General features: G+C 58.6%; 21 protein-coding genes, 1 pseudogene and 1 other annotated feature. Of the genes and pseudogenes, 13 read left to right on the top strand and 9 right to left on the bottom strand.

Going from position 1 to position 23,415, the window contains the following annotated elements:
• Positions 1-21 precede the first annotated feature (21 nt).
• Positions 22-77 (bottom strand) — a sequence feature (sul1 is cis-regulatory element that is thought to sense ions involved in sulfur or methionine metabolism; They are found in Alphaproteobacteria).
• 139 nt (positions 78-216) lie between these two features.
• The 4 genes and pseudogenes from RWK44_RS08260 to RWK44_RS08275 all read right to left on the bottom strand — a co-directional run bounded on the left by RWK44_RS08260 (position 217) and on the right by RWK44_RS08275 (position 3,920).
• Positions 217-468 (bottom strand): hypothetical protein, encoded by a 252-nt coding sequence (locus RWK44_RS08260; protein ID WP_131663617.1) that lies wholly within the window; start codon positions 466-468, stop codon positions 217-219.
• 77 nt (positions 469-545) lie between these two features.
• Entirely contained in the window at positions 546-923 is a 378-nt protein-coding gene (locus RWK44_RS08265) for a response regulator (RefSeq protein WP_131663618.1), read from the bottom strand.
• Between the two features lie 205 nt (positions 924-1,128).
• Positions 1,129-2,881, bottom strand: a pseudogene (locus RWK44_RS08270) (phospholipase D-like domain-containing protein).
• A 250-nt stretch (positions 2,882-3,131) separates the two neighbouring features.
• Positions 3,132-3,920 (bottom strand): DUF899 domain-containing protein, encoded by a 789-nt coding sequence (locus RWK44_RS08275; protein ID WP_020050463.1) that lies wholly within the window; start codon positions 3,918-3,920, stop codon positions 3,132-3,134.
• Between the two features lie 210 nt (positions 3,921-4,130).
• On the opposite strand from RWK44_RS08275, the gene RWK44_RS08280 reads away from it, so the two are divergent.
• Both RWK44_RS08280 and RWK44_RS08285 read left to right on the top strand, forming a co-directional pair.
• Entirely contained in the window at positions 4,131-4,778 is a 648-nt protein-coding gene (locus RWK44_RS08280) for an ankyrin repeat domain-containing protein (RefSeq protein WP_170268656.1), read from the top strand.
• 77 nt (positions 4,779-4,855) lie between these two features.
• Positions 4,856-5,347 carry a YHS domain-containing (seleno)protein gene (locus tag RWK44_RS08285; protein WP_077978517.1) on the top strand — a complete coding sequence of 164 codons (492 nt, stop codon included), beginning with the start codon at positions 4,856-4,858 and terminating at the stop codon, positions 5,345-5,347.
• Between the two features lie 18 nt (positions 5,348-5,365).
• On the opposite strand, the gene RWK44_RS08290 is transcribed toward RWK44_RS08285, so the two are convergent.
• Positions 5,366-7,582: an adenylate/guanylate cyclase domain-containing protein gene (locus RWK44_RS08290; protein WP_168284373.1), complete on the bottom strand. Its 2,217-nt coding sequence runs from the start codon at positions 7,580-7,582 to the stop codon at positions 5,366-5,368.
• A 233-nt stretch (positions 7,583-7,815) separates the two neighbouring features.
• Between RWK44_RS08290 and RWK44_RS08295 the strand changes: the two genes are divergently transcribed.
• Together RWK44_RS08295 and RWK44_RS08300 are read left to right on the top strand one after the other, a co-directional pair.
• Positions 7,816-8,583: an adenylate/guanylate cyclase domain-containing protein gene (locus RWK44_RS08295; protein ID WP_168284374.1), complete on the top strand. Its 768-nt coding sequence runs from the start codon at positions 7,816-7,818 to the stop codon at positions 8,581-8,583.
• Positions 8,584-8,722: 139 nt separating this feature from the next.
• Positions 8,723-9,196 carry a DUF805 domain-containing protein gene (locus RWK44_RS08300; RefSeq protein WP_206116898.1) on the top strand — a complete coding sequence of 158 codons (474 nt, stop codon included), beginning with the start codon at positions 8,723-8,725 and terminating at the stop codon, positions 9,194-9,196.
• A 97-nt stretch (positions 9,197-9,293) separates the two neighbouring features.
• On the opposite strand, the gene RWK44_RS08305 is transcribed toward RWK44_RS08300, so the two are convergent.
• The 3 genes from RWK44_RS08305 to RWK44_RS08315 all read right to left on the bottom strand — a co-directional run bounded on the left by RWK44_RS08305 (position 9,294) and on the right by RWK44_RS08315 (position 10,616).
• Positions 9,294-9,671: a hypothetical protein gene (locus tag RWK44_RS08305; RefSeq protein ID WP_316028652.1), complete on the bottom strand. Its 378-nt coding sequence runs from the start codon at positions 9,669-9,671 to the stop codon at positions 9,294-9,296.
• A 136-nt stretch (positions 9,672-9,807) separates the two neighbouring features.
• Positions 9,808-10,101, bottom strand: a complete 294-nt coding sequence (locus RWK44_RS08310) for a DUF982 domain-containing protein (RefSeq protein ID WP_312883552.1) — start codon at positions 10,099-10,101, stop codon at positions 9,808-9,810.
• A gap of 173 nt (positions 10,102-10,274) precedes the next feature.
• Positions 10,275-10,616 carry a hypothetical protein gene (locus RWK44_RS08315; protein ID WP_020050471.1) on the bottom strand — a complete coding sequence of 114 codons (342 nt, stop codon included), beginning with the start codon at positions 10,614-10,616 and terminating at the stop codon, positions 10,275-10,277.
• A gap of 410 nt (positions 10,617-11,026) precedes the next feature.
• On the opposite strand from RWK44_RS08315, the gene uvrB reads away from it, so the two are divergent.
• The 7 genes from uvrB to RWK44_RS08350 all read left to right on the top strand — a co-directional run bounded on the left by uvrB (position 11,027) and on the right by RWK44_RS08350 (position 21,369).
• Positions 11,027-14,143: an excinuclease ABC subunit UvrB gene (uvrB, locus tag RWK44_RS08320; protein ID WP_222060998.1), complete on the top strand. Its 3,117-nt coding sequence runs from the start codon at positions 11,027-11,029 to the stop codon at positions 14,141-14,143.
• Between the two features lie 211 nt (positions 14,144-14,354).
• Positions 14,355-15,383: a hypothetical protein gene (locus RWK44_RS08325; RefSeq protein WP_222060997.1), complete on the top strand. Its 1,029-nt coding sequence runs from the start codon at positions 14,355-14,357 to the stop codon at positions 15,381-15,383.
• 183 nt (positions 15,384-15,566) lie between these two features.
• The gene (locus RWK44_RS08330) at positions 15,567-16,919 is read left to right on the top strand and encodes a DnaB-like helicase C-terminal domain-containing protein (protein ID WP_222060988.1); all 1,353 of its coding nucleotides are present in this window, start codon (positions 15,567-15,569) and stop codon (positions 16,917-16,919) included.
• Positions 16,916-17,467, top strand: a complete 552-nt coding sequence (locus RWK44_RS08335; RefSeq protein ID WP_222060983.1) for an RES family NAD+ phosphorylase — start codon at positions 16,916-16,918, stop codon at positions 17,465-17,467. The genes RWK44_RS08330 and RWK44_RS08335 overlap by 4 nt, the downstream gene beginning before the upstream one ends.
• 21 nt (positions 17,468-17,488) lie before the next feature.
• Complete coding sequence (locus tag RWK44_RS08340) at positions 17,489-17,758, top strand: hypothetical protein (protein ID WP_246621837.1); 270 nt, start codon at positions 17,489-17,491, stop codon at positions 17,756-17,758.
• 58 nt (positions 17,759-17,816) lie between these two features.
• Entirely contained in the window at positions 17,817-18,203 is a 387-nt protein-coding gene (locus RWK44_RS08345) for a GNAT family N-acetyltransferase (RefSeq protein ID WP_222061206.1), read from the top strand.
• Positions 18,204-18,582: 379 nt separating this feature from the next.
• A complete protein-coding gene (locus RWK44_RS08350; RefSeq protein WP_316028653.1) occupies positions 18,583-21,369 on the top strand; it encodes a metal-binding protein in 2,787 nt (928 codons plus the stop codon).
• Between the two features lie 85 nt (positions 21,370-21,454).
• Here the strand turns inward: RWK44_RS08350 and RWK44_RS08355 are convergent, their stop codons facing one another.
• Positions 21,455-21,766 carry a putative quinol monooxygenase gene (locus tag RWK44_RS08355; protein ID WP_131663630.1) on the bottom strand — a complete coding sequence of 104 codons (312 nt, stop codon included), beginning with the start codon at positions 21,764-21,766 and terminating at the stop codon, positions 21,455-21,457.
• Positions 21,767-21,938: 172 nt separating this feature from the next.
• Between RWK44_RS08355 and RWK44_RS08360 the strand changes: the two genes are divergently transcribed.
• Positions 21,939-22,406, top strand: coding sequence for a DUF3828 domain-containing protein (locus RWK44_RS08360; RefSeq protein ID WP_131663631.1), 468 nt, complete (start codon positions 21,939-21,941; stop codon positions 22,404-22,406).
• Positions 22,407-23,167: 761 nt separating this feature from the next.
• Entirely contained in the window at positions 23,168-23,380 is a 213-nt protein-coding gene (locus RWK44_RS08365; RefSeq protein ID WP_003540801.1) for a cold-shock protein, read from the top strand.
• Positions 23,381-23,415: the final 35 nt, after the last annotated feature.

Consider the following 23,415-nt stretch of genomic DNA (forward strand, 5'->3'; position numbering starts at 1 on the left):
CGTGATGGCATGCAGGTTTTGCGTTGTCTGGCGGATCGGCGGCCAGAAGAGCCACCCGGGATCTCACCGGGTCCGTGGTGAATGCCTGCGGTATAGACGATCTTTACTGCAGCGCAACATTCAATTGCGAAGGACGAAAGCAAAAACGCACGCGCCGTCCGCCTCTCGCCGGCCGGCTGCTCACCCCTTCGCTTGGGCGCTGAGGAACCGAAGTCCTCACTGCCAGAGGAAGTCCGGCCCCGTGCTCTGTGAGGTAAGCTTCAGCGTCCCGTCCGGCTGGACGACATAGGTCTCGAACACACGGTAACCGAAATCGCCAAGAAAGGTATTCTTGACCACCGTTCCCGGACGATAGGGCGAACGGAGAACCTTTCCACCATAGGTGAGGCTGCCGGGAAGAGGCTGCGGATCCCCTGCGCTGGCGCAGGCCGAGAGAGCGAAGAGAACGGCAATGAGCGCGTGTTTCATCCGGACTTCTCCTCGGGCAGGCAGCAGCGGCCTGACGACGTCGATTTCCTTCTTATAACACGCAGCGCTGCTGCTGTTCACAACGCAGCTTTGCTGCTGTTGAAGTCGTTGCGTCGGGCCTCCGCCCGCGAGAGCGCGCCGGCGATCCTCTCGTCGGTGAAGGGCTTGGAGATCACATCGAGCGCGCCTTCGATACCGTGGCCAACATTTTCGGGACTGCCGGTCACGAAGATGACGTCAACGCCATGGCGGTCGATCAGCCGGCGCGCCAGCTGGGCGCCGCTCAGCCCATCGGAGAGACTGAGATCGACGAGCGCAACATCGCTTCTTTGAGCGTGGGCGAGTGCCTGCTCCACCGTCGAAACCGGCCCGATGGTCTGGTGTCCAGCCTCTTGCGCAATGCGTTCAAGTTCCAGAGCGATAAAATTCTCATCTTCAACGATCATCACCTTCATGGATAAGCCTCCTCATAGACGGCCTGTCAGGCGCACTGCCGGTAGCGGCTACAACGCCAACCGTCCCAGGAATGTTTCCACTTTGAGAAGAATATGTTGGCGATCGACGGGCAGCGCCGCGTTTTCCCGCTACCGATCCTTGTGGAGGAACCAGCCAATAGCGAGGTCGCTCCGGCCTGTGCCGCAGCGGTCGTGACCAGCGACATTACTCCGCCCGGGCAAACAACTCCCGGTCCCGGGCGCGGATGGGGTCGGTCCAGTCGCGTTCGAACCAGGGCGTGCCGCCGGGCTGAGGCGGGCGTTTGAGCTCCAGCGGACGGGCCGTCGCTCGCTTCGGAGGCGACGCGGAAGATGTAGTGGTCGTACATCCGGAGCGCCTCGATCATGTAGCTGGTCGCAACCGTCCGGTCGCGCACGACGACGAGGTTTTCGCCGTTCTCGTCATCGGCGGGGTTCGAGAAATTGTAGGAGCCGAGATAGACGCGCGCCGTCGGTTTGTCGAAGTCGAGCACGACGAATTTATGGTGCATGCGCGTGCCGCGCTGGTTGCCGTCGACGCCTGACAGGCCTGAGGGTTCCGTCAGGAAGGGCGGCGGCACGTTGCCCGTCAACGCGGCCGCCCGCACCACCCTGCGGCGATTGTCCGGCGTCAGCACGTTGAGGCCGAGATTGCCGGCGCGCACCTCGGCATCGGCGATACCCATGACATGCACATGGGGGCGTTCGAGCGCGCGGCCGAGCGCCGGACCGATCGCTCCCCTGGTCATCTGACCGAGGAAAGCCAGCGAGAACAGCACGCTGGAATGGGCGGTATCGATATCGGCGCCGATCTCGTCGAGCCGGCCATTGGCATCGCTGTGTGGCGAGAAAGCGACCTTGGCGTCGACGCCGTCAAGGCCGAGATCGATCCAGCCGGCGGAACTTGGCGAGTCGCGGAAGTCTTCGGCGCGTTTGGCGGTGAAATAACTCTCGAAGGCGGTGAAATAATCCTCGATCGCCTTGTCGCTGTGGACGGCAAGGCTGTTGTTCGACTGCACATAGAGCCCGCGCCAGCTGAGATTGGTCGAGCCGTAAAGCACGGTCGAAATGCCGCCGCCGCGGACCGCGATCGACTTCTGATGCTGCAGGTTGGCCATGTGCTGGCGCTTGACGTTGGCAACACCCGCCGAGGCGATCAGCCGCTCCGCCGCCCTCGTCTCCGGCGAATTCGGGCGGCCGTGGCCCTTGGTGCGGGCGCTGTCGTCGATGATGATCTTGAGCTTCGGCCCCAGCGCTTCCAGCCGGGTGACCACCTCGGGCAGATTGAGGTCATAGGCGATGGCGCGCACCTCGGCGCCGGCCTCGCGCGCTTTGTCGAGCAGATCGAGCGTTTCGGCCCGCGCCTCGAAGCCCATCCAGGCGAGCGCCCGCTCGGCATCGGCATGGGTCGGCACGAAGTCCAGCCCCTGGTCGCCATCCGGTGGCACCAGCGTGATGATGGGTCCGTCGGCGGCAAAATTGCGCACGAAGGCCTGCGACGAGACGAAGCCGCGGGTGAAGGCGACGTTGAGCTTGCCGGGAATGGTCTCGCGCATCAGCGCCAGCTCCGCCTCCTGCGCCTCGCCCGCCGTCAGCGCGCCGGCTGCATCCATGAACTTCGGCGTGACTCGATAGAGAAACTTGCCGGGCAGATCGGCATTGAAGGGAAAATGCACCCAGCGGAATTTCTGGATCGGCGCCTCTGTCGTGCGGATGCCGTCGTCTGGAACCGGCTGGCCGGGAAAGCCGATACGGTTGCGCACGTTCTTGAAGAAGTCAGCACCCGGCTCGCGATACTGGATGGCGAAACCGACGAAATCGATCGGCGGCCGGCCATTCTTCCAATCCATGCCGAGCAGCACCATGCCGTCACCGCGATGGATGGTCAGCGCAAAAGGCGCAGCCGCATTCCTGCCGGTCACACGAAAATCCGTATCCATGCCCGCCTCCCCTGGAAATCGGGCGAAATCTAGCATGGTTCCGTGACAGTAAGGAGATATGTCGCTGAAATTCTGCGCGCAGAAGGTGCAGGGAGGCGAAGCTACGGCGCAAGCGCGTTCTGGGACACTGCCGCGTCGCCCAGCCGTCAATCATTGACCCGATTGTCGACGACCGCCAGTTCGCCAGACTTTCAGACGGACCGCCGTACCCTCCTGCCCCGGCGGGACGGAGGATACGGCCGGACCGAACCTACGGTTTCTCGTTTGCGCTCTCGGCCCTGAACGCCGCCTCGCCGGCGTCGGAGACCTCGACCCATTTCTTGTCGGGCTCGGCGTCCGGCACGTAGCTGTCGTGCCAGTTCCACCACTTGTAGGTCGGGGTCTGCGGATAGCCCTCGGGCGAATCCTCCCAGACTTCCTGGCGGCCGAGCGGCGTGATGTCGAGGTAGTTCCAGGTGCCGCCCATCTGCTCGTCGCCGCGGTTGTTGATGAAATAGGTGCGGAAGATGCGCTCGCCGTCGCGGTAGAAGACATTGGTGCCGTGCCACTCGTCGACGCCGAAGTCCTTGTCAAAACTGTCGGTGATCGTCACCCACGGCATCGTCCAGCCCATCCGCGCCTTCAGCCGTGCAATGTCGGCCTGCGGGGCGCGGGAGGCGAAGACCAGCGTCGTGTCGCGGGCGTTGAGATGGGCGACATGGGCAACCTGATCGGCCACCATCGAGCAGCCGCGGCAGGCATGTTCGGGCCAGCCGAACACGCCGGGCTCATAGAAGGCGCGGTAGAGGATGAGCTGGTGTCTGCCCTCGAACAGGTCGAGCAGGCTGACCTTGCCCTGAGGGCCCTCAAACGCATAGGCCTTCTCCACCGCCATCCACGGCATGCGCCGGCGCTCGGCGGCCAGCGCGTCGCGGGCACGCGTCTCAGCCTTCTCCTTCACGAGCAGTTGCGCGCGGGCCGCTTCCCAGGCTTGCGGCGACACGACCGGCGGTTTGTGCATGGCTTGTCCGCTTTTTCCATTCTCGGCTGAAGCAGTCATGGCTTTCAATCTCCTCATTGGGGTGATTTCGCGGGGCTTGGAAGCCCCGTTCATCGCGCATTGGTTTGAGATAGTTTCGCATCGGAAATCGAACAGGGGGAGTAACAAGTGTGACCGTATTCCCTGAAACCGCCGGTCGCAGCCGTAGCGCGCAAGTGGGGTTGGCCGGAAGCGTGTCCATTAGCGCAATCTTGTTTACGAATTGCACACGTGCTAAAACGCAACAAAACGGCGCATACGAACCCTGATCAAACCGAGATCGTGCCCGTGAATATATTTATCGCGACTGTTGCTACGCTTGTCATTGGCGTCCTGCCGGCATGGGCAGGTCCTTTGCATCAGGCGGCCAAGGACGGCGATATCGCCCGCGTCACACAGTTGCTGGACCAGGGCTCCGATCTGTCGGAGCTCGATGAGGCGGGCGAGCCGGCGTTGATTATCGCGTCATTGGCGGGCCATGCCGATGTCGTCGTTCTTTTGCTGGATCGCGGCGCCGACATCGAAATTCGCAACAAGGGTGGGCTGACGGCGCTGCATGCAGCAGCCTATGCAGGAAATCTGGAGGTGGTGAAACGGCTTGTCGCCGAGGGAGCTGATGTCAACGACAGGAAGAATTTCTATCAGATGTCGCCGCTGCACGGCGCCGCCGAAGAGGGCCGCACCGACGTGGTCGCTTTTCTGCTGACGAAGAGCGCGGATGTCGAAGCGACGGAAAGAAACGGGTACACGCCTCTCACTCAAGCCGGGTGGCGGGCGCATTGGGATACGGCCAAATTACTCATGGAAGCCGGTGCTGTTTGCCAGAAAGCCGAGCTTGTGGGCGAACCGCTCTACAAGGAATGCACCAAACGGCAATAGCATTTCGCTGGAGTAACGGACCGCGTCCGGGAACGGAGCTTGTTATGTCTTATCATGTGCAAAAATGCGGAACGCGGATGGGCGTGGCTGTTGGCGCTGCGGTGATGTTGCTTTCCTTCCTTCAGCCTGCGGGGGCCGAGGAACTCGTCAATACCGGCTATTTTGGCGATGTCGCGATCAAGGGCTACGACCCGGTCGCCTATTTCACTGAAAACCAGGCCGTCGAAGGATCCGAGACATATTCCCACCACTGGCTTGGCGCGACTTGGTATTTCGCCAGCGCTAAAAATCGCGACCTCTTTAAGGGCGATCCATCCAAATATGCGCCGCAATATGGCGGCTATTGCGCCGACGGCGTGTCTTTCGGGACGGTGACCACCAATATCGATCCGAAAGCCTGGCGGATCATCGATGGCAAACTGTACCTGAGCTATGATCCCGGGGCAGCCGAAGGCATGGAGAAAAATCCGACCAAGGTGACCGACTCGAAGAAGCATTGGTCCGAAGTTCAGCAGACGCTGATTTCGGAGAAGATGCATACCGTCTGGCAGCAACCGGATACGAAATGAAGCGGCAACGCCCACCCGTCAGGGTGTGGGTGAAAAGAAGGTCAAGGCGCGCGGCGTGACATGGACGTATGGCCTGTCGCGCTGTTCACCTGACGTGTTGCGGTAAACATATCCGCACACCATCCTGTCTAGGAAATAGCCGTCGAATTTTTCGCAGAGACTGTCGCCTCGCACCTCGACGATACCGGTGATGTTGGTATTCGCGCTGCGATAGGCAGTGTTTCCAGCCTTGTCGAAATATTGGGTGAAATCCGTGCCATTCTTGTGCTTGCCGGTCCAGCTCTTGCCATCGACAAGATTGCGCAGGTCTGCCTCGCCCAGCCTGTCGGCCTGACTGCCTGTAAAACCGAAGGGCCATTCGGGAATGCCGGCCTTTCGCAATGCGGCCAGATGGCGCTGCAGATCGCCGTCCCGCCAGTAATCATAGAGATAGCCGTAATAGGTGAGATTGCTTTCTGGGAAGAGCTCCAGCAGCTTTGCCGTCTCCGCTGCAGCCTTGGTCTCATTGCCCTGGTCGGCATAGGCGGCCGCCAGGTATTCGCGTGCCGGCTCGACCTTCGGCAGGCTGTCGAGCGTCGGCTCTATCAGCGAGATCGCGCGCTGATCATCGCCCGCGGTATAAAAGACGATCCCCGCCAGCAGTTGAAAGCTCGACGCCGGCGAAGGGTCGAGTCGCAAAGCCTTTTCCATCTCCGTGATCGCCTGCCCGCTGCTTCCGGTATGGACCAGAATGAGAGCGAGGTTGGCGGCGGCCTCAGCATCGTTCGGCTCCATCGCAACCGCCATGTTGGCGGAATTTTTGGCCTCCGTCTCGCGTCCATCCACCCATTGCAGCAGGGCAAGCACCGTGTGCGCCCTGGCATTGTTGGGATCGAGCTTCAGGGCTTGCCCAGCGGCGTCATAGGCGATCTTGCGGGCGACGGCGGCCGACCAGAGGTAATTATAGTCGTTGCGCCAGACATCGACGGCCACGCGCGCGATTCCCGCATGGGCATTGGCAAAGCCCGGATCGAGATCGATCGCTTTCTGGTAGAAGGACAGCGTCCGACGATAGGTGTCGACATCCCTCAAGATGAAGCCCTCCTGCTCGGCCCGCATGTAATAATCATAGGCTTCGAGATTTTCGGTCGGGATTCGGGCCAGTTGGTCGCGCTCGCGGGCGCTGAGCTTGACCGACAGGGCCAAGATGATCTTGCCGATCACATCGTCCTGCACCGCAAAGAGGTCGGCATACTGGCGGTCGTAGCGCTCGGCCCAGAGCGACAGGCCGGTGACCGCATCGATCAGTTTGACATTGATCCGCAGACGCGGCCCGGCGCGCTGCAAGGTTCCTTCGAGCACATATTTGACGCCGAGTTCGGCGGCCACGTCCTGGATCTTGCCGACGGAGTCCCGGATGGCGAAGACCGAGTGGCGGGCGATGACGAAAAGACCCGATACTTTGGACAACTCGGTGATCAGATCGTCCGTCAACCCCTCTGCGAGATGGTCGTGCTCGGTGTTGCCGCTGACATTGATGAAGGGCAGAACCGCGACAGAGGGCCTGTCCGGCAGAGGATAGGCGAAACGTTCGCCAGGCCCCGGTGGTTTTGCCGGCATCCATGGCTGCCACCAGAGTGCTGCGCCCGCAAGCGCGAGGAAGACGGCCGCTGCGATGCCCGCGACGAGCCGGCGTCTCGGTAGGCGCCTGCGGGTCTTGAGGGTTTTGCCGGCGGCAGTCGGGTCAAGCAGGACGCGATAGACCCGGATCGGTTCGGTGATGCTCTTCAATCGCTGTTCGCCGAGCGAAGCGAAACCGACCGGGACTTTCGATTTCACCTGGTCGTATGTCGTGCCCGATATGGCGATACCGCCCGGTTCGGCCAGCGCCTGTATTCGATCGGCGATATTGACGCCGTCGCCCTGGATGTCTTCGCCCTCGACGATGATATCGCCGAGATTGATGCCGATCCGGAACTCGAGCCGATGCTCCGGCAGCGCCGCGGCACTCTGCGTGGCTTTCAGCTGCTGAACCTCCACCGCGCAGCGCAAGGCATCGACGACACTCTGAAATTCGACCAGCAGACCATCGCCCATGGTTTTGACCAGCCGGCCGTGGTGACGCTCGATCGCCGGCTCGAAGACATCGTTCTGGTCCGCCTGAAAGCGCGCACGGGTGCCCTCTTCGTCGATCTGGCTCAATCGACTGTAACCGACGACATCAGCGATCAGGATTGCTGCAAGACGGCGCTCCATCCCCGGTCTTTCCTGGAGAGCGAATGTATTACTAACAATATTCTACAGTATGTCCCACCGCGATGCTATCGCCGTACCGCGCGATATTCAACTTAGTGGCGACGTGTCCCAGAAGAATGGGGCCTGGACGAAATAGTTCGAGCCATCGTCACCCTCGACGGTCGGCAGAGTTGCCAAAAGCAGGCAAGTATCGGAAGCTCATTTTTTTGCTATCAGGCGATGGATTGCGAGATATGACGACAGCCTCCTCTACGGAGCCAACCAGGCACGGCAGCGCCCGGATCTGCCGCGGCTGCTGGGACCAGATGCACATGCCGATCCCGATCGGCGGCCCGCTCGCCTTGCCCTTCCGCGCCTTCGGCATCACCCGCAGCAAGATGAACCCCGATATCTGCACGATCTGCGAGCGCTCTTTCCAATATGTCAAGAAGCAGCGCCAGATCACCGTCGACGCCACCATCCTGTTTGCCGATATCAGGGGCTTCACGGATCTGTCGGAGCGCATCGAGGCTGTACAGCTGAGCGAGATCGTCAGCCTGTTTCAGGATCGCTGCGCGCAGGCGATCTGGGCACATGACGGCATCGTCAACAAGCAGATGGGCGACGGCCTGATGGCGATCTTCAATTTTCCGATCGTCAGAAAGGATCACGCCGGCGCCGCGATCCTGGCCGCGCAGGAGATCCAGCGAAACTGCGCCACAGCACTGAACGGCCTGACGCTCGAGGCATTGCCCGGCCGCACCCTCGGCGTCGGCGTCGGCATCCATTCCGGTGAGGTCCAGATCGGCGAATTCTCGAGCTTCCGCAGCGATTTCACCGCCATCGGCGGCGTCGTCAATCAGGCCGCAAGGCTCGAATCCCAGGCCGCCGCCGGCGAGATCCTGATCTCCTCCGAAACGGCGGCGAAGGCTGCCGATCTCGCCGCAGGCGCCGAAACCCGCATGCTTGTGCTCAAGGGCATCGAGCAGCCGGTGCAGGCACGGGTGCTGGCCAAGCCCTGAGCTGCCAGCCGCGCTGCCAACCTCTTCCAAGCGTCTATACTGTCCTCAACGTGGCAGCCGCCGTTTCTCACGCTGTGATTGCCGAACGCGTCAGATTGCAAGCCAATTAATCTTCCGGCAACGAACATTGCTTATCTCTATGCCATTCAAATCGTTGGGGTATCTCAGTTTTTCTCTCTTTCACTGGCTGGTCGTCTTGATCCCGCTAACAGTGCCATTGTTCTTCATTTTCAGAAAACCACCCGCCGGCCCGAACCGCTTCGGCGGCCTGCCGCAGGCAATGGGTTTCGGCCAAGCGATCAGCAGCTACTTCAAGAAATATGTGGATTTCACCGGCAGAGCCAGCCGATCGGAATTCTGGTTTTCGGCGGTCTTTGTCGCTCTCGTCAGCATCGCTTTGTACCTTGTTGATCGAACCGCAACATTGAACTGGATCTGGTCGCTGGCGACGTTTCTTCCCTCAATCGCCATGGCCGCTCGGCGTTTTCACGACATCAACCGAAGCGGATGGCACCAGCTTCTTGGGATTCTGTTTCCCATTGGGACGATTGCCGTCATCGTGTGGTATTGCAGAGCGCCGGCTGCGGATCACTCCAGTGCGTCCGTCTTTTGAGAATGGTGTGCCGGCGAGCGTGGGAATGGTTCTCACGGTTTGAGCAGGACCACGTCCGGAAGGTGATCGCGAGGCTGCCAGGCGCCTCGCCTCTCTCTCAGTATTTCATCTTACGCAATTCAGGAAAATCATAGTAACGCAGCCGTTCGTCGTGGCAGCGATGGTCGTTCTTTTTCAGGTACAATATCATGTTGTATTGCAAGCCCAGGCCTAAATAGGACCAGTTCGGGTTGGCACGTTCCGTCGTGCGCGTACAATAAGCATATATCTGCTTCTCCGGATTAAGCAGAACCACGCTGGAAATCTCGGCCTTTACGAAGTTCCCCGGTTTGATGGTTCCCCGCAGAGCCTCGACGTACTCGCGTCGAACCGCGCTGGAAGGCGGCCGCTGGGAATCTAGAACGGACTGCGGCGCCGGAGTCTGGCAGCCAACCAGTGCCAGCAGGACAGCGCAAACAAGGAATTTGATTTTCATTCAGATGAATCTCCAAAGAATCAGAGCGCCGTAACGTGGCGTATTTCCTACAAACATAGCGGGAATAATATTTGCAATACATGAAAAGAACATGTTGACGCCGCGTGACGCGTGGATATAGCCGGCGTCGCTCCAGCTATACCGCAGGGTTCAAGGCGGAGGCTTCTGCGCCGTCTTCATCATCATTGATCGTAACGCCGGCTTCCAGCGCGGCCAGGATGAAAGCCTGCCGCACCGTCTCGGCCGGCATCCGCCCGGCAAGCCAGGCGCGGCAGAAATCGATCGCTCTCTGCTGGTGGACGCCGCCATTGACTGGCCAGTCGGAGACGAGTGCATAAAGCGCATCCTGCGGTGAGCGCAGAACCAGCCGCTCGCCGGTATCAAGGTCGATCGAGATGGGGGTTTCCCAGAAGGCAGAATGGTCGCTAATGGCAGTTGCACCTGAAGCTTAAGTCACAGGAAACTAACTGCGGAGGGCCGATTTCGGTTCCGATACGGGGGTGCGGACAATCGCTGCGGGCGCCGAATAGATATTGAAAGCGGGATCGCCGGCCAATGCTCACTTTTGGTCGGCCCGATTTCGATGGTTGCTGCCCCCGGCTGTCAGCCGGGCAGCTTGCAGCCCTTGCTCATTCCAGCGGACTGCATGGCCGAAACCTTGCCTTTGGACGCAGCAATTTCGCCTTCCTTGTCTCCCCCGGCGACGCTGCCGATGGGGACGCCGACGAGGAAGACACCGAAAGCATCGCCGTTCGCTGCGCTGATCTGCTGCTTGGACAGGTCGTCGAGCTTGGCCTTCTCTTTCTTATGTTCCACTGCGAGCGCCTCGCAACTGAGGTTCGTATAGGCGGCCATCGGAATATCGACCTGGACGATGGCGTCAGGACGTTTGGCGCAGCCGGCCACTGCCGCGGCCACCGCGAATGCAATGATTATTTTGTTCATGAAAGGTCCCCAATTCCCGTAGCAGCTTTAACATCGCCGCGCGCATTGCGGGAGGCTGCCCAGCCTTCAACCACAGACTTTTATTCGACTGGGGATGCATTTGGGGTTACCGATGGCTGCAAGGAGCAGCGCCGAGCGCGTGCTTCGAGGCTCCGCCCTCTCGGGCTGCGCACCTCAGCATGAGGGAGGTTGGAGGATGCCGCAGCCGCTCGCTGGCGCGAAGGAGGCCGCCAGCGCCCAAGAGAGCCTCACCCTGAGGTGCCCCGCAGGGGCCTCGAAGGGCGGGGCGGGCACGCCGGCCCCAGCCCCACAAGGTTCGGAATTATTAAGCCAATCCGAACGATTCATTCGTTTCCCTTTTGTACTCTTTCCCTCTTCACTTTCGCGGTGACTCTCTCCATATTCCGCCCATGGCCAAATCTCCGAAGAAATCCCCCGCCCCGAATGGCTTCGAGGAAGCCCCTCAATCGTCTTTTGAGGGAGCCCCCCTCTCAGGCTCGGTTGCCGATTGGGTGAAGCAGCTGGAGGCCGATGCCGAAGCCTCGGGCGTCGAGACCCAGCGCCAGATCGCCTCCAAGGCCGGCAAACATCGCAAGAAGGTGGAAATCGCCGCCAGGACGAAAACCAGCGACGGCGGCGTCAGCGCGTCGAAATCGGCGCGCGGCACCTCCATGGGCGGTTCGACCGACCCGAAGACGCGCGCCGCCGCCGGCCTCAATCCGGTCTCCGGCATGGATACGACGCTGGAGGAAGCCTCGTCGCTGCAGGCCGGCACCGCGGTCACCGCGACGGTCGAGGCGCTGTCGGCACTGATCGAGAGCGGCAATCCGCTGCACAAGAACGGCAAGATCTGGACGCCGCACCGCCCTGCCCGGCCCGACAAATCCGAAGGCGGCATCGCCATCCGCATGCAGTCGGATTATGAGCCGGCCGGCGACCAGCCGACCGCTATCCGCGATCTCGTCGAAGGACTGGAAAATGGCGACCGCAGCCAGGTGCTGCTCGGCGTCACCGGCTCCGGCAAGACCTTCACCATGGCCAAGGTGATCGAGGCGACGCAGCGCCCGGCCGTCATCCTGGCGCCGAACAAGACGCTGGCCGCCCAGCTCTATTCCGAATTCAAGAATTTCTTCCCCGACAATGCGGTGGAATATTTCGTTTCCTACTACGATTATTACCAGCCGGAAGCCTATGTGCCGCGCTCCGACACCTATATCGAGAAGGAAAGCTCGATCAACGAGCAGATCGACCGCATGCGCCACTCGGCGACGCGCTCACTGCTCGAACGCGACGACTGCATCATCGTCGCCTCGGTCTCCTGCATCTACGGTATCGGCTCGGTCGAGACCTATACGGCGATGACCTTCCAGATGTCGGTCGGCGACCGGCTCGACCAGCGCCAGCTGCTGGCCGACCTCGTCGCGCAGCAATACAAGCGCCGCGACATGGATTTCACACGCGGATCCTTCCGGGTGCGCGGCGACACGATCGAGCTCTTCCCCGCCCACTTGGAGGATGCCGCCTGGCGCATCTCGATGTTCGGCGACGAGATCGACGCCATCACCGAATTCGACCCGCTCACCGGCCAGAAGGTCGGCGACCTGAAATCGGTGAAGATCTACGCCAATTCGCACTATGTCACCCCGCGCCCGACGCTGAACGGCGCCATCAAGTCGATCAAGGAGGAGCTCCGGCTCCGCCTCGCCGAGCTGGAAAAGGCCGGCCGCCTGCTGGAAGCCCAGCGCCTGGAGCAGCGCACCCGCTACGATATCGAAATGCTCGAAGCCACAGGCTCCTGCCAGGGCATCGAGAACTATTCGCGTTATCTCACCGGCCGCGACCCCGGCGATCCGCCGCCGACTTTGTTCGAATATATCCCCGACAACGCCCTCGTCTTCATCGACGAAAGCCATGTCACCGTGCCACAAATCGGCGGCATGTACCGGGGCGACTTCAGGCGCAAGGCGACGCTGGCCGAATACGGCTTCCGTCTGCCCTCCTGCATGGACAACCGGCCGCTGCGCTTCGAGGAATGGGACGCCATGCGCCCCGACACCATCGCGGTTTCGGCCACCCCCGGCGGCTGGGAGATGGAACAATCAGGCGGCGTCTTCGCCGAACAGGTGATCCGCCCGACCGGCCTGATCGACCCACCAGTCGAGGTCCGCTCGGCCCGCAGCCAGGTCGACGATGTGCTCGGTGAGATCCGCGAGACATCGGCCAAGGGCTACCGCACCCTCTGCACCGTGCTGACCAAGCGCATGGCCGAAGACCTGACCGAATATCTGCATGAGCAGGGCGTGCGCGTCCGCTACATGCACTCCGACATCGACACGCTGGAGCGTATCGAAATCCTCCGCGATCTCCGCCTCGGCGCCTTCGACGTGCTGGTCGGCATCAACCTTTTGCGCGAAGGCCTCGACATTCCCGAATGCGGCTTCGTCGCCATCCTCGACGCCGACAAGGAAGGTTTCCTGCGCTCGGAGACCTCACTGATCCAGACGATCGGCCGCGCCGCGCGTAACGTCGACGGCAAGGTCATCCTCTATGCCGACCAGGTCACCGGCTCGATGAAGCGGGCGATGGAGGAAACCAGCCGCCGCCGCGAAAAGCAGATGGTCTATAACCAGGAACACGGCATCACGCCGGAATCGGTCAAGGCCAGGATTTCCGACATTCTCGACTCCGTCTACGAACGCGACCACGTCCGCGCCGATATCTCGGGCGTTTCGGGCAAGGGCTTCGCCGATGGCGGCAACCTCGTCGGCAACAATCTGCAGACCCACCTCAACGCGCTCGAAAAGAGCATGCGCGACGCCGCCGCCGACCTCGACTTCGAAAAAGCCGCCCGTCTCCGCGACGAAATCAAACGCCTCAAGGCTGCCGAGCTGGCCGTCATGGACGATCCGATGGCGCGCGAGGAGTCGAAGGCGATGGAAGGCGTCAGACGGAACGCCAAAGCGACCCGCGAGTCCCTTCTCCCAGCCGGGGGTCCGGAGGACGGGTCGAGACAAGCGGCTCGACCCCGGTCGGTGCCCGGCAGGGCGGATGAGGGGGCCACCCCCTCCTACTTCTCAAGACCCAGCCTCGACGACATGGGCCCAGGCACCGACACCACTACCCCCCTCTTCCGCAAACCCGCTCTGGATGAGATGGGCCGCGACATCGCCGAACCCACGAAGAAGACCCTCTTCCGCAAAAACGACCTCGATGAAATGACGGTCGGCCGAACCGAAAAGCCGGTCACCGGCGCACTGCCGGAAAAGCCGGATGCAGCCAAAAGCACGAAGCGGTTTTCACCGCTGCTGGGTGAGGAACGGTCCGGCGAAAGCTGGAGCAATCGATCCAGTGAATCGATTGCAGAGACGAACGCCCGCAGCGCAAACGAAGGGCCGGCACGCCAGCCGGAGCGCGACGACGTGCGGCCGGTCGTGCGCGGGAAGACGGGTGTGGGGAGCTATGAGGACCCTGGTGAGCAAAAGCGCAAGGGGCGGACGAAGGGGAAGACGGGGCGGCCGGGGCGTTGAGCTGATTTACGCGCGCCAAGGCTCTATCGAATTAGGCTCGTCGTGGTCTCAAGGCCGTAAAGTTATAAACCCATTTATTTCCCGTTCGCTAAATCTCGCAGATGCTGTCAAAGGATAACGCACCCCCAGCGTTGCTTCTCTTCTTAAGTTCTATTGATTTTCGCAAGAATAATGCAATTATTAAGCGACCTCGATTGAGCGGGATGCAACCATGACAAAAATCCATATAGTTGGCTCGGAACCGCGTAATTCTACAAATTTTGAGGAAATGAAACTTGCGTGTGCGGCAATTGGAAAAGAAATTGCCTCACGCGGTTTCGGCGTTGTGATCGGTTCGCTCAGGCCGCATACCGCTGATTATCACGTCATCCAAGGAATGTCCGAAGTTGATTGCATAAGCGAAGTCACCTTCTTTCGCAAAGCGGATGAACCGCCCGTTGAAGAGACGGAACTTCCCAAGGGCAAGTTTAAGCTGGTCGAACGGAGATATCAGGGCAATCGACATCTTACCGCCCTTTTGGAGAGTCAGGCGATAGTAGTGATTGGTGGACAGAGCGGAACCTCAACGGCAGGGTTCGCCGCGTTCTCCTTAAAGCGTCCCGTGCTTGCAGTGCCGCAATTTGGTGGTGCTGCGAAGGAAATATGGGATGCCGTAAGTTCACGTTATGGGCAGGTGCTTACTCATGCAGAATTGGATACACTATCTGCCAAATGGGGAGATTCATCCGCCTCATGCGTGGTGAATGCAGCTATTAAACTCTCAAAAAACAACCCATTTGATGATCGAGTTCAGCACCCGCAAATCTACCTGTCTGCATTCACGTTGATTTTGATTGCAGCCTGGATGGTTCTTTTCAACCATGGCTCCCAGGTGATCGGCAATGTAAATTACGCATTATTCTTTTTAATGATTGGAATATCCTCGGTTATCGGCACAATAACCAGAACCTTAATCAAGGTTTATTTTGATGTCGTTGAAGTTTTCTCTTCAAAAAAAATCCTGAGCGATTTTGTGTTAGGCATAATAGTCGGCTTTGGTTTCTTCTTAATATTGCAAGCCTCTGGAATATTATTGACCGGTGATAAACTCAATTTTAATGCGCAGACTTTCCAGAGGCTTTCTGTTTTTATGAGTTTGGTGACATTCGCTTCGGCGTTCCTGCTAGAGCGCTCAATCGAACGATTTCGCGAACGTATGGAAAAATACGCCGATTTGGATGTTGAAACTCCCAGGAAATAATTTGCGAACCTCGGCAAGCCAGACCCTATCAGCCAATTGAAGAAGGAATGGGAAAAAACGGGGTAGCATTCGGCTTTTCCGCGCCAAATGCCACCGCCAATGCGGCATTTGGCAGAAGCGTAATTTCGTGGTAAATTGACGAAAAGATTACTGTGAAGCCGCGTCTTTACGCCGAGGTAGACCTTGAAGAATACAGTAGTGAGAGCCCTCGCCGATGACGGAATTGATGATCTAAATCGGGCAGCTAGAAGAGCTCTCCGAACAGTCAGCCGTCGCTTCCAAAACGTCGAACACGGCGTTATTCAAACAAACATCTCAGCAATCGATAGCCTTTTGGAAGGCGGTATAAATCGGGGTGAGATCGTATTCCTCACCGGGGACGAAGACGCTAAGAAAATACTACTTTCCCTAGATATTGGTTACAATATTGCTGCCGCTTACCAGGCGTCAGTATCGACAGATGGCTCCACTTTCGCCGACCGCGGCGGAGTTGTAGGTTATTATTCAACGAAGATGTCTGCCGAAAATATTGCTACGGCCATTATCTCCGATCAAACAAATATAAGCACAGATGATATTAAGAATGGAAATATCACTGAAAATGAGTTTCAGGTTCTCGTCGAATGCAGCATGACGATGCAGAAAATCCCCCTCTACATTGACGACAAAAAGGAGGATAATTTAGAAGAATTACTTTCAAAGTTTCGAATAATTCAAGAAAATCGTGGCTTGGATGTAATAATAATAGACAATTTCGACGAATTTTATAGGAATGGCCAGCAAGACAAAATATCAAATCTGTCCAATGAGTTAATTGATTTCGCGACCGAACTCGACTTAGCTGTGATTTGCCTAGCCGAACATAGAAGATATTTAATTGAGACTTTAATATCTCCCACTGTACGCTTTATTCATTGCGGGAGTGCTTCTTTTGACAGCGTAACCTACAACGGAATTTCTCTTACACGTTTGGACAAGAACAGCGAGTTTGGCGCCGAGCTTGATCATAAGGATGAGAAGCAAGATATCAAAAAACTGCCCAATAGAGACTTTCTCGCTCGAGCTGTAGCGCTGCCTACCTCCCCCGTGGACGACGCAGCAGTAACCTCGACGATTCAAGACATCGTCAACTTTCTTGGTGGTCCAGTCAAAATAGGAAGGAGCGTCAATAGCTCAGCAGATCTCGCCAGGCTTGTGCAAGACGGCTTGCCTGTCACGATTCTAGAAAAATTTACGATCATTGGATTAACGCCAAGCGAACTTGAGACCATAGTCGCTCCCAAGCGCACTTTGGCAAGACGCCGAACGATAGGTCGCCTCACACCGTCTGAGGGGGACGCGACAGTACGTCTAGCAAAGATAGTATTGCTTGCTATATCGGTATTGGGCACCTCGAACTTAGCTCTCGGTTGGCTCCGACAACCCCAAGACAAAAGATTAGGCGGCCGAGCACCTATGAATCTGCTAGTTACAGAGGTCGGTGCAACGGCGGTAGAGGACTTACTCTTAAGAGCAGCATTTGGATTTAATGCATGATCCAGGCTCATCTTTTTCGTATCACCAAAGAAATGTACGCTCAAAGCTTGATTGAGCTTGTATCCGGAGCTGGGGGCTTGCGAGTTGCCGGCCGCTGGCATGCAAAAGGCTCAAGAGTGACATACTTTGCCAGCAGCAGAGCGCTTGGCCTGCTTGAGCACTTAGTTCACCTGAACATTCATCCAAATGAAACAACCTTGCCGCTGGTGGCAGCACATATAGAGATGCCCGCGCGTTTCCTCAGCCCGGAATATACGCGTGAAATAACGTCAACCGAGTTGTACGAACTCGACCCGCACTGGAGGATGCCTGATAGCCAAACATGTCTTAAAATTGGCGCCACTTGGTATAAAGACGCCGCGCATTTATTTCTGAAGGTGCCTTCAGCGGTATTGCCGGAAGAATCCAATTTAGTCCTTAATTCATCTCATACAGCTATTGGCGAGCTAATCGCTGACGCATCGTTTAGCGTTACAAGCATTTCCATAGACCCGAGAATAACGGCCATTCTTGATTCAAATCAGATAGCTAAAAGGGGAGGCTTATGAAGCCATACAGCGGCTGATTCCATGTCCTACCGGATCGACGACAACCCGCCGCTGACGCCGGCCATCGTGCTGACGGATGAATTCTGGGCGATGGTGGACAAGAATTTCCCGGATGGCGCCTTCCTGATCCTGCGCCAGCGTGACGAGGTCGCCGTGATCGACCGAAAAGCGCCCTCCGCGCTGAATACGGCCAGGCAGCTGATCGACATGGCGAAACACTGCGGCGTCGATTTTCTCTCCGACAGGATTTTCGAAAGACGCGACGGTCGGCTCGTCACCGTGACGGAATGAGCCTGCGTCCGCCCTTGATCCGGAAGACCTCATGCCCGCTGAAGGAAAGGAACCATCCATGGTGGACCTGCGCATCGACCCTTTCCCGTCCGCCGCCGAACTGAACGCGCTCTTTTCCGCTGCCTGGGACAGCCCGCACAACCGAGATTTCACCCCCATCCTCTCCCGCAGCCTCGCTCATATCGGCGCCTATCAGGACGACCGGCTCGTCGGCTTCGTCAATGTCGCCTGGGATGGCGGCATCCATGCCTTCATCCTCGATACCTCGGTCCATCCCGAGATGCAGAGGCAGGGGATCGCCACGCGGCTGGTCAGGGAAGCGACGCGGGTTGCGCGGGAGCGCGGTGCCGAGTGGCTGCATGTCGATTTCGAACCGCACCTGACCGGCTTCTACCGCGCCTGCGGCTTCAGACCCACGGAAGCAGGCCTCATCAAGCTCGTGTGACACCTCCCGCGTGGAAAGCCGGACAAGTCGAAGCCAGCACCAACCTGCGATAGCGACGGGATGGTCGCGCGGCGCGGCACCGCCGAAGAACTCACTGAAAACACAATTTTCGCGAGAGCATCCCACCCGAAAATGAAAGATAATACTATTTACGAAACCAAAGTATGACTTTAAGTTCCCAAATTAAAATCCGTTTCCCCAGTATTTCATCCTTAGTTTTTCATTAAAAAAGCAATGAAAAGACACAATTTTGCATTGAAAAGTTAATCGAGGATTGGCATAGATCCCCGAGGGGTTGTCGTCCGCTGAGCAATAAAACAGTTCTTTCGGGGATGTCTCATATTGCCGAGTACAATGCATCTTTTGGGGAAAGATATATATGGCCTTGAATATTCTGGACACGAACGGCGCCACAGTTACCAAGACCGGCGCTGAGTTCGAAGCTTACGATGTTATCCGCCATTCCGCCGCTAATCCTCTCTCCGCCGTCGCCCTCACCGTCTCAGATTCCAGCGTGGCAGACCTCGCCGACGAGTTGGGCTCGGTTTCCGCGAGCGTCAGGGGCTCGAGCGGCCCCAATACGATCACGACGGGCGCCGGCAACGACACCATAGTGAGTGGTGGTGGCGCAGACACGCTGAGCGGCGGCGCCGGTAACGACTTGCTCAATGGTGAAGCAGGCAATGACACGCTGAATGGCGGCGACGGCAATGACGAGATTTACGGCGGCGTCGGCAATGACGTCCTCAAGGGCGGCGCGGGTAATGACACGATTAGCGACGGAGATTATTTTTCCGATGTCGCTGAAACCTTCAATATCGATGCCGGCGATGGCAACGACAAAGTGATTTTGTTCACCGGCTCTTTCGCCAAGATATCGGGAACGATAGACGGCGGGGCCGGCACCGACACGCTGCAAGCCAATGATCTGACAGGCCTGACGATCAAGAACGTCGAGATTCTCCAGCCTGCGACATCCAGCGTGACCGCATCGACGGCACAATTCGAATCCTTCGATAAAATCATCGGTACCGGCTCCGATTCTTCCGTGCAGCTGGTCTTGACAGACGGCGCCCATGTCGATCTTTCCGACGAGTTGGCAGGCAAGCTAAACTACATCTTTGGCGGCCCTAACGTTTCCGGCATCGACGTCACGACCGGGAGCGCTCGCGACCTTCTCACCGGAACTGCCGGCAACGACATCTTCGACGCCGGCGACGGTAACGACTACATCAACGGCAATGGTGGAAATGACCGGTTGATCGGTGGCAAGGGCGACGACGTAATCGTCGATGGTGATGTTTCGAGTCTTTCATCAGAAGTCTTCAACATCGATGCCGGCGACGGAAACGATATCGTAACCCTCCAGACACAGTCTCAGGGGCTTTCCGGCACGATCGATGGCGGTACCGGCATTGATACACTGCGCGTATCCAGGCTAGCCGGGCTGACGATCAAGAATTTCGAAATTCTTGAAACGAATGAGTATGGCTTTACCGGTTCATCCGCGCAGTTAGAAAGCTTTGACAAAATCTCGGGAACGAAGGACGCTTTCGGCTCCTCCATCGCCATCTTGAGATTGACGGACAAGGCCCATGTCGATCTTTCCGACGAGCTTGGAAACAGTCGGGCTAGTATATTTGGCACGGTCTCCGGTATTGACGTCAAGACTGGCGGCGGTGACGACATATTTACGGGAACCGACGGCAACGATATTTTCGATGGTAGCGGCGGCAACGACACGATCAACGGCAATGCCGGCAACGACAAATTGACCGGCGGCGATGGCAACGATCAGATCTTCGGCGGCGTCGGAAATGACGTCATCAAAGGCGGCGCGGGCGACGATAAAATCACCGATGGCGATAATATGTCCACCGCCCCTGAGGCCTTCGATATTGATGCCGGCGATGGCAATGATGCCATCAACTTGCAGTCACACTCTTCCGCGCTTTCCGGAGTAATCGATGGCGGCGCCGGCACGGACACGCTGCAGGTCATCAAACCTACTTTAGGCCCTGGGCAGGAATCCATCGGGCTTGCCGGTTTCACGATCAAGAACGTCGAAATCCTCGAAACGGCAGGAGCCGAGGTTCTCGCTTCGGCCGCCCAATTCGAAAGCTTCGACAAGATCGTCAAATACGACAAGCCGGGCTACGAGAATGATGTCCTGGCGCTGACATTGACGGACAGCGCCCATGCCGACCTCTCCGACGAGCTAGCAAACCGCCACGTCGACATCTTCGGCACCGCCTTCGGCATCGACGTCAAGACCGGCGGCGGCGACGACTACTTCTTCGGGACCGACGGCAACGACAGGTTCGAAGGCGGCGCCGGCAACGACGTGCTTTTGGGCGGTGCGGGCATCGATACGGCGGTCTTCTCAGGCAATTTCGCCAAATACACCTTCGCATTGAACAATGGCAGCCACATCCTGACGAGCGCCCTGGAGGGCAAGGATACGCTGACCGATGTTGAATTCGCCCTTTTTGCCGACGGCGTCTACGATTTCGCCAAGGGAAAGTTCACGCCCGACGGCAGCAACATCGCGCCCACCAATATACAGCTCTCGAAAACTTCCCTGTTGGAGAGCACACCGATCTGGACCACGGTCGGCCTGCTCAGCGCCAAGGACGCCGATGGCGACGCGCTAACCTTTACGCTGATCGACGGAGCCAACGACCACTTCCGGATCAATGGCAACCGCATCGTCACCTCGAAGGCGCTGGACTACGAGACCGCCAAATCACACACGATCAAGGTCGCTATTTCGGATGGCAAGGTCACGGTCGAAAAGGACATCACCATCAACGTGCTCGACGTCAACGAGGCCCCCGTGAACAAGGCGCCGACCAATCTCGCCTTCTCGCGCAGCTCGGTCTCGGAGAACGTCGCGATCGGCACCTCGGTCGGCCTGCTCACGGCAAAGGATCCGGAAGGCGACACGGTGAAATGGCGGCTGACGGACGATGCCGACGGCATCTTCAAGCTCGTCGGCAACAAGATCCAGACCAAGGCGGCGATCGACTACGAAAGCGCCCATAGCCTGACCTTCACCGCCGAAGCCTATGACGCGGCCGGAAACGTCACCAGCCACGATTTCACGCTCGCTGTGAAGGACGTCTTCGAGACGTCATTTGCGCTGTCGCATGAGGCATTGATCTAGCCGCGACAGAATTGCCGGGCACCGAGGTGGGACTTGCAGTCGTGCAAGCCCCACCGATGGGCGGCCGCGCGAAATCAGGCACGCATCAGTCAAACCGCTCGTCGATATGCTCCACCTGAGCGGAAATCACATTGTCGATAACGACATGCGACAGCAGCGTCGGGCCGACGGCCCATAACTCACGCATGTGGTCCGTATCCTCGTGCCGGCGATGCGCTTCCTCGCTGGTGAAGGCCTCGGCCAGCAGGATCTTGTCGGGATGCTCGGGCATCGGTACCAGCTCGATATAGAGACAATCCGGGTCGAGCCGGCTCTGATCGAGATGGTTCTGCGCCGCGGCCAGATAGGCATGGCGCTTTCCAGGCTTGGTCATGAAGAATCCGACGATGCATTTCATCTCACCCTCCCCAGCTTGATTGGAAGTCTCGCCCGGGCGCCTGCCACAAGCAAGCGCGAAGCCTTTCATAAGCAGCGATGGCCGAGCCAAACCCTGATACCCCTCCAAAAATGCCGCTCCACCTCAGCGCCTGATTCCGCTATGATTCACCGCTTATCCGAGGAGAGCCCGCATGCGCCTGCCCACATTCATCCTCGCCCTCGCCGTGTCGGCGGTCGCAGCCTTGCCCGCATCGGCACAGACCTACAAGACGCCGAAGGCGCTGCTCAAGGCACTCTATAGCTACGACACCGACAACAGCGACGCCGAGGCGCCCTCACCCTATTCGACCTTCTTCTCCGACCACCTGAACGAACTCCACCAGACCGATCTCGACAACACGCCGGAGGGCGATGTCGGCGCGATCGACTTCGATCCCGTCATCGCAGGTCAGGACGGCGCGGCCAGCGACGTCAGGATCGGCCAACCGATCCTGCTGGATGACAAGGCCGAGGTGGAGGTGGAGTTCGAAAACGGCGAAGAGGTGACGCTCTTCTACACCCTGGTACGCGAACACGGCGGCTGGAAGGTCGACGACATCGCTAATCAGAAGGGTGATAATCCGTGGAGCCTCGGCGCGTTGCTGGGTGACGCGCAGTAGGCGGGAAGCCTTTGGGGGTCTCGCCTACGACGAGGATGGAGCGGACAATTGCACTAGCTGTAGAATAAAAGCCGCAGGCGCCAAAGAGAGCCCTCATGGTGAGGAGGCCCAAGGGGCCGTCTCGAACCACGAGGGCGGGCGTGGAAGCTCCTGCATTCCACAAAGCCCCCTATGCAAAATCTAAGGTTATGGCGCCGGTGGCCGCCCCCGTCCTTCGAGGCTTCAGCCTCCGGCTTCCGCACCTCAGGATGAGGGCGGAGCAAAGACGGCGCGAGGAACACCGGAGAGCAGACTTTGCGATCCTCATCACAATGAATGAGACTGATCGGTGTGCCTGCCGCCCCAACCACTTCCTACATATCCCTGTCCGGCTATCGAATCCGCCGCTCATCCCGTTTCGGCACAAAATCCCGATATGGCACAGCCGTGCAAGAATTCGTTAACCTGTGGTCAAGTATCTGAATCTTCGGCATTTCCCGACATCGATGCGGGCATGCCACAATAATCCCGCTTGCTTTTTGCCCGAAATGCTGGCACGAATTGACTTACTCGGGCATTTGCATGCCGGTGACTGGACTGATGTGGTAATCCCTTCCGTTTGGAAGGCGGCGCGGGACTACCCGCCTACGTAGACGTTCTTTCCCCGTACGTGACTTCTCCGACTGACCCTTCGTCCCAATCGATCGGGGCGAAAGCTAAAGCCGTCCGCTTCCTCTCGGGGGCGCGGATACTACACAGACTAAGGGAAAAGGACGATCCCAATGGCCACCAAGGGCACCGTAAAATTCTTCAACCAGGACAAGGGTTTTGGTTTCATCACGCCGGACGGCGGCGCAAAGGACGTTTTCGTCCATATCTCTGCGCTGCAGGCTTCTGGCATCCAGTCGCTGCGCGAAGGCCAGCAGGTTACTTTCGACACCGAGCCGGATCGCATGGGCAAGGGCCCGAAGGCTGTCAACATCTCGGCTTCGTAAGTCAGACAATCGCTTCGGCGGCAGAAACGGCGCTC

Origin of the sequence: Rhizobium sp. 25PS6, from assembly GCF_032464655.1 — a bacterium.
GTDB classification, from domain to species: domain Bacteria; phylum Pseudomonadota; class Alphaproteobacteria; order Rhizobiales; family Rhizobiaceae; genus Rhizobium; species Rhizobium laguerreae.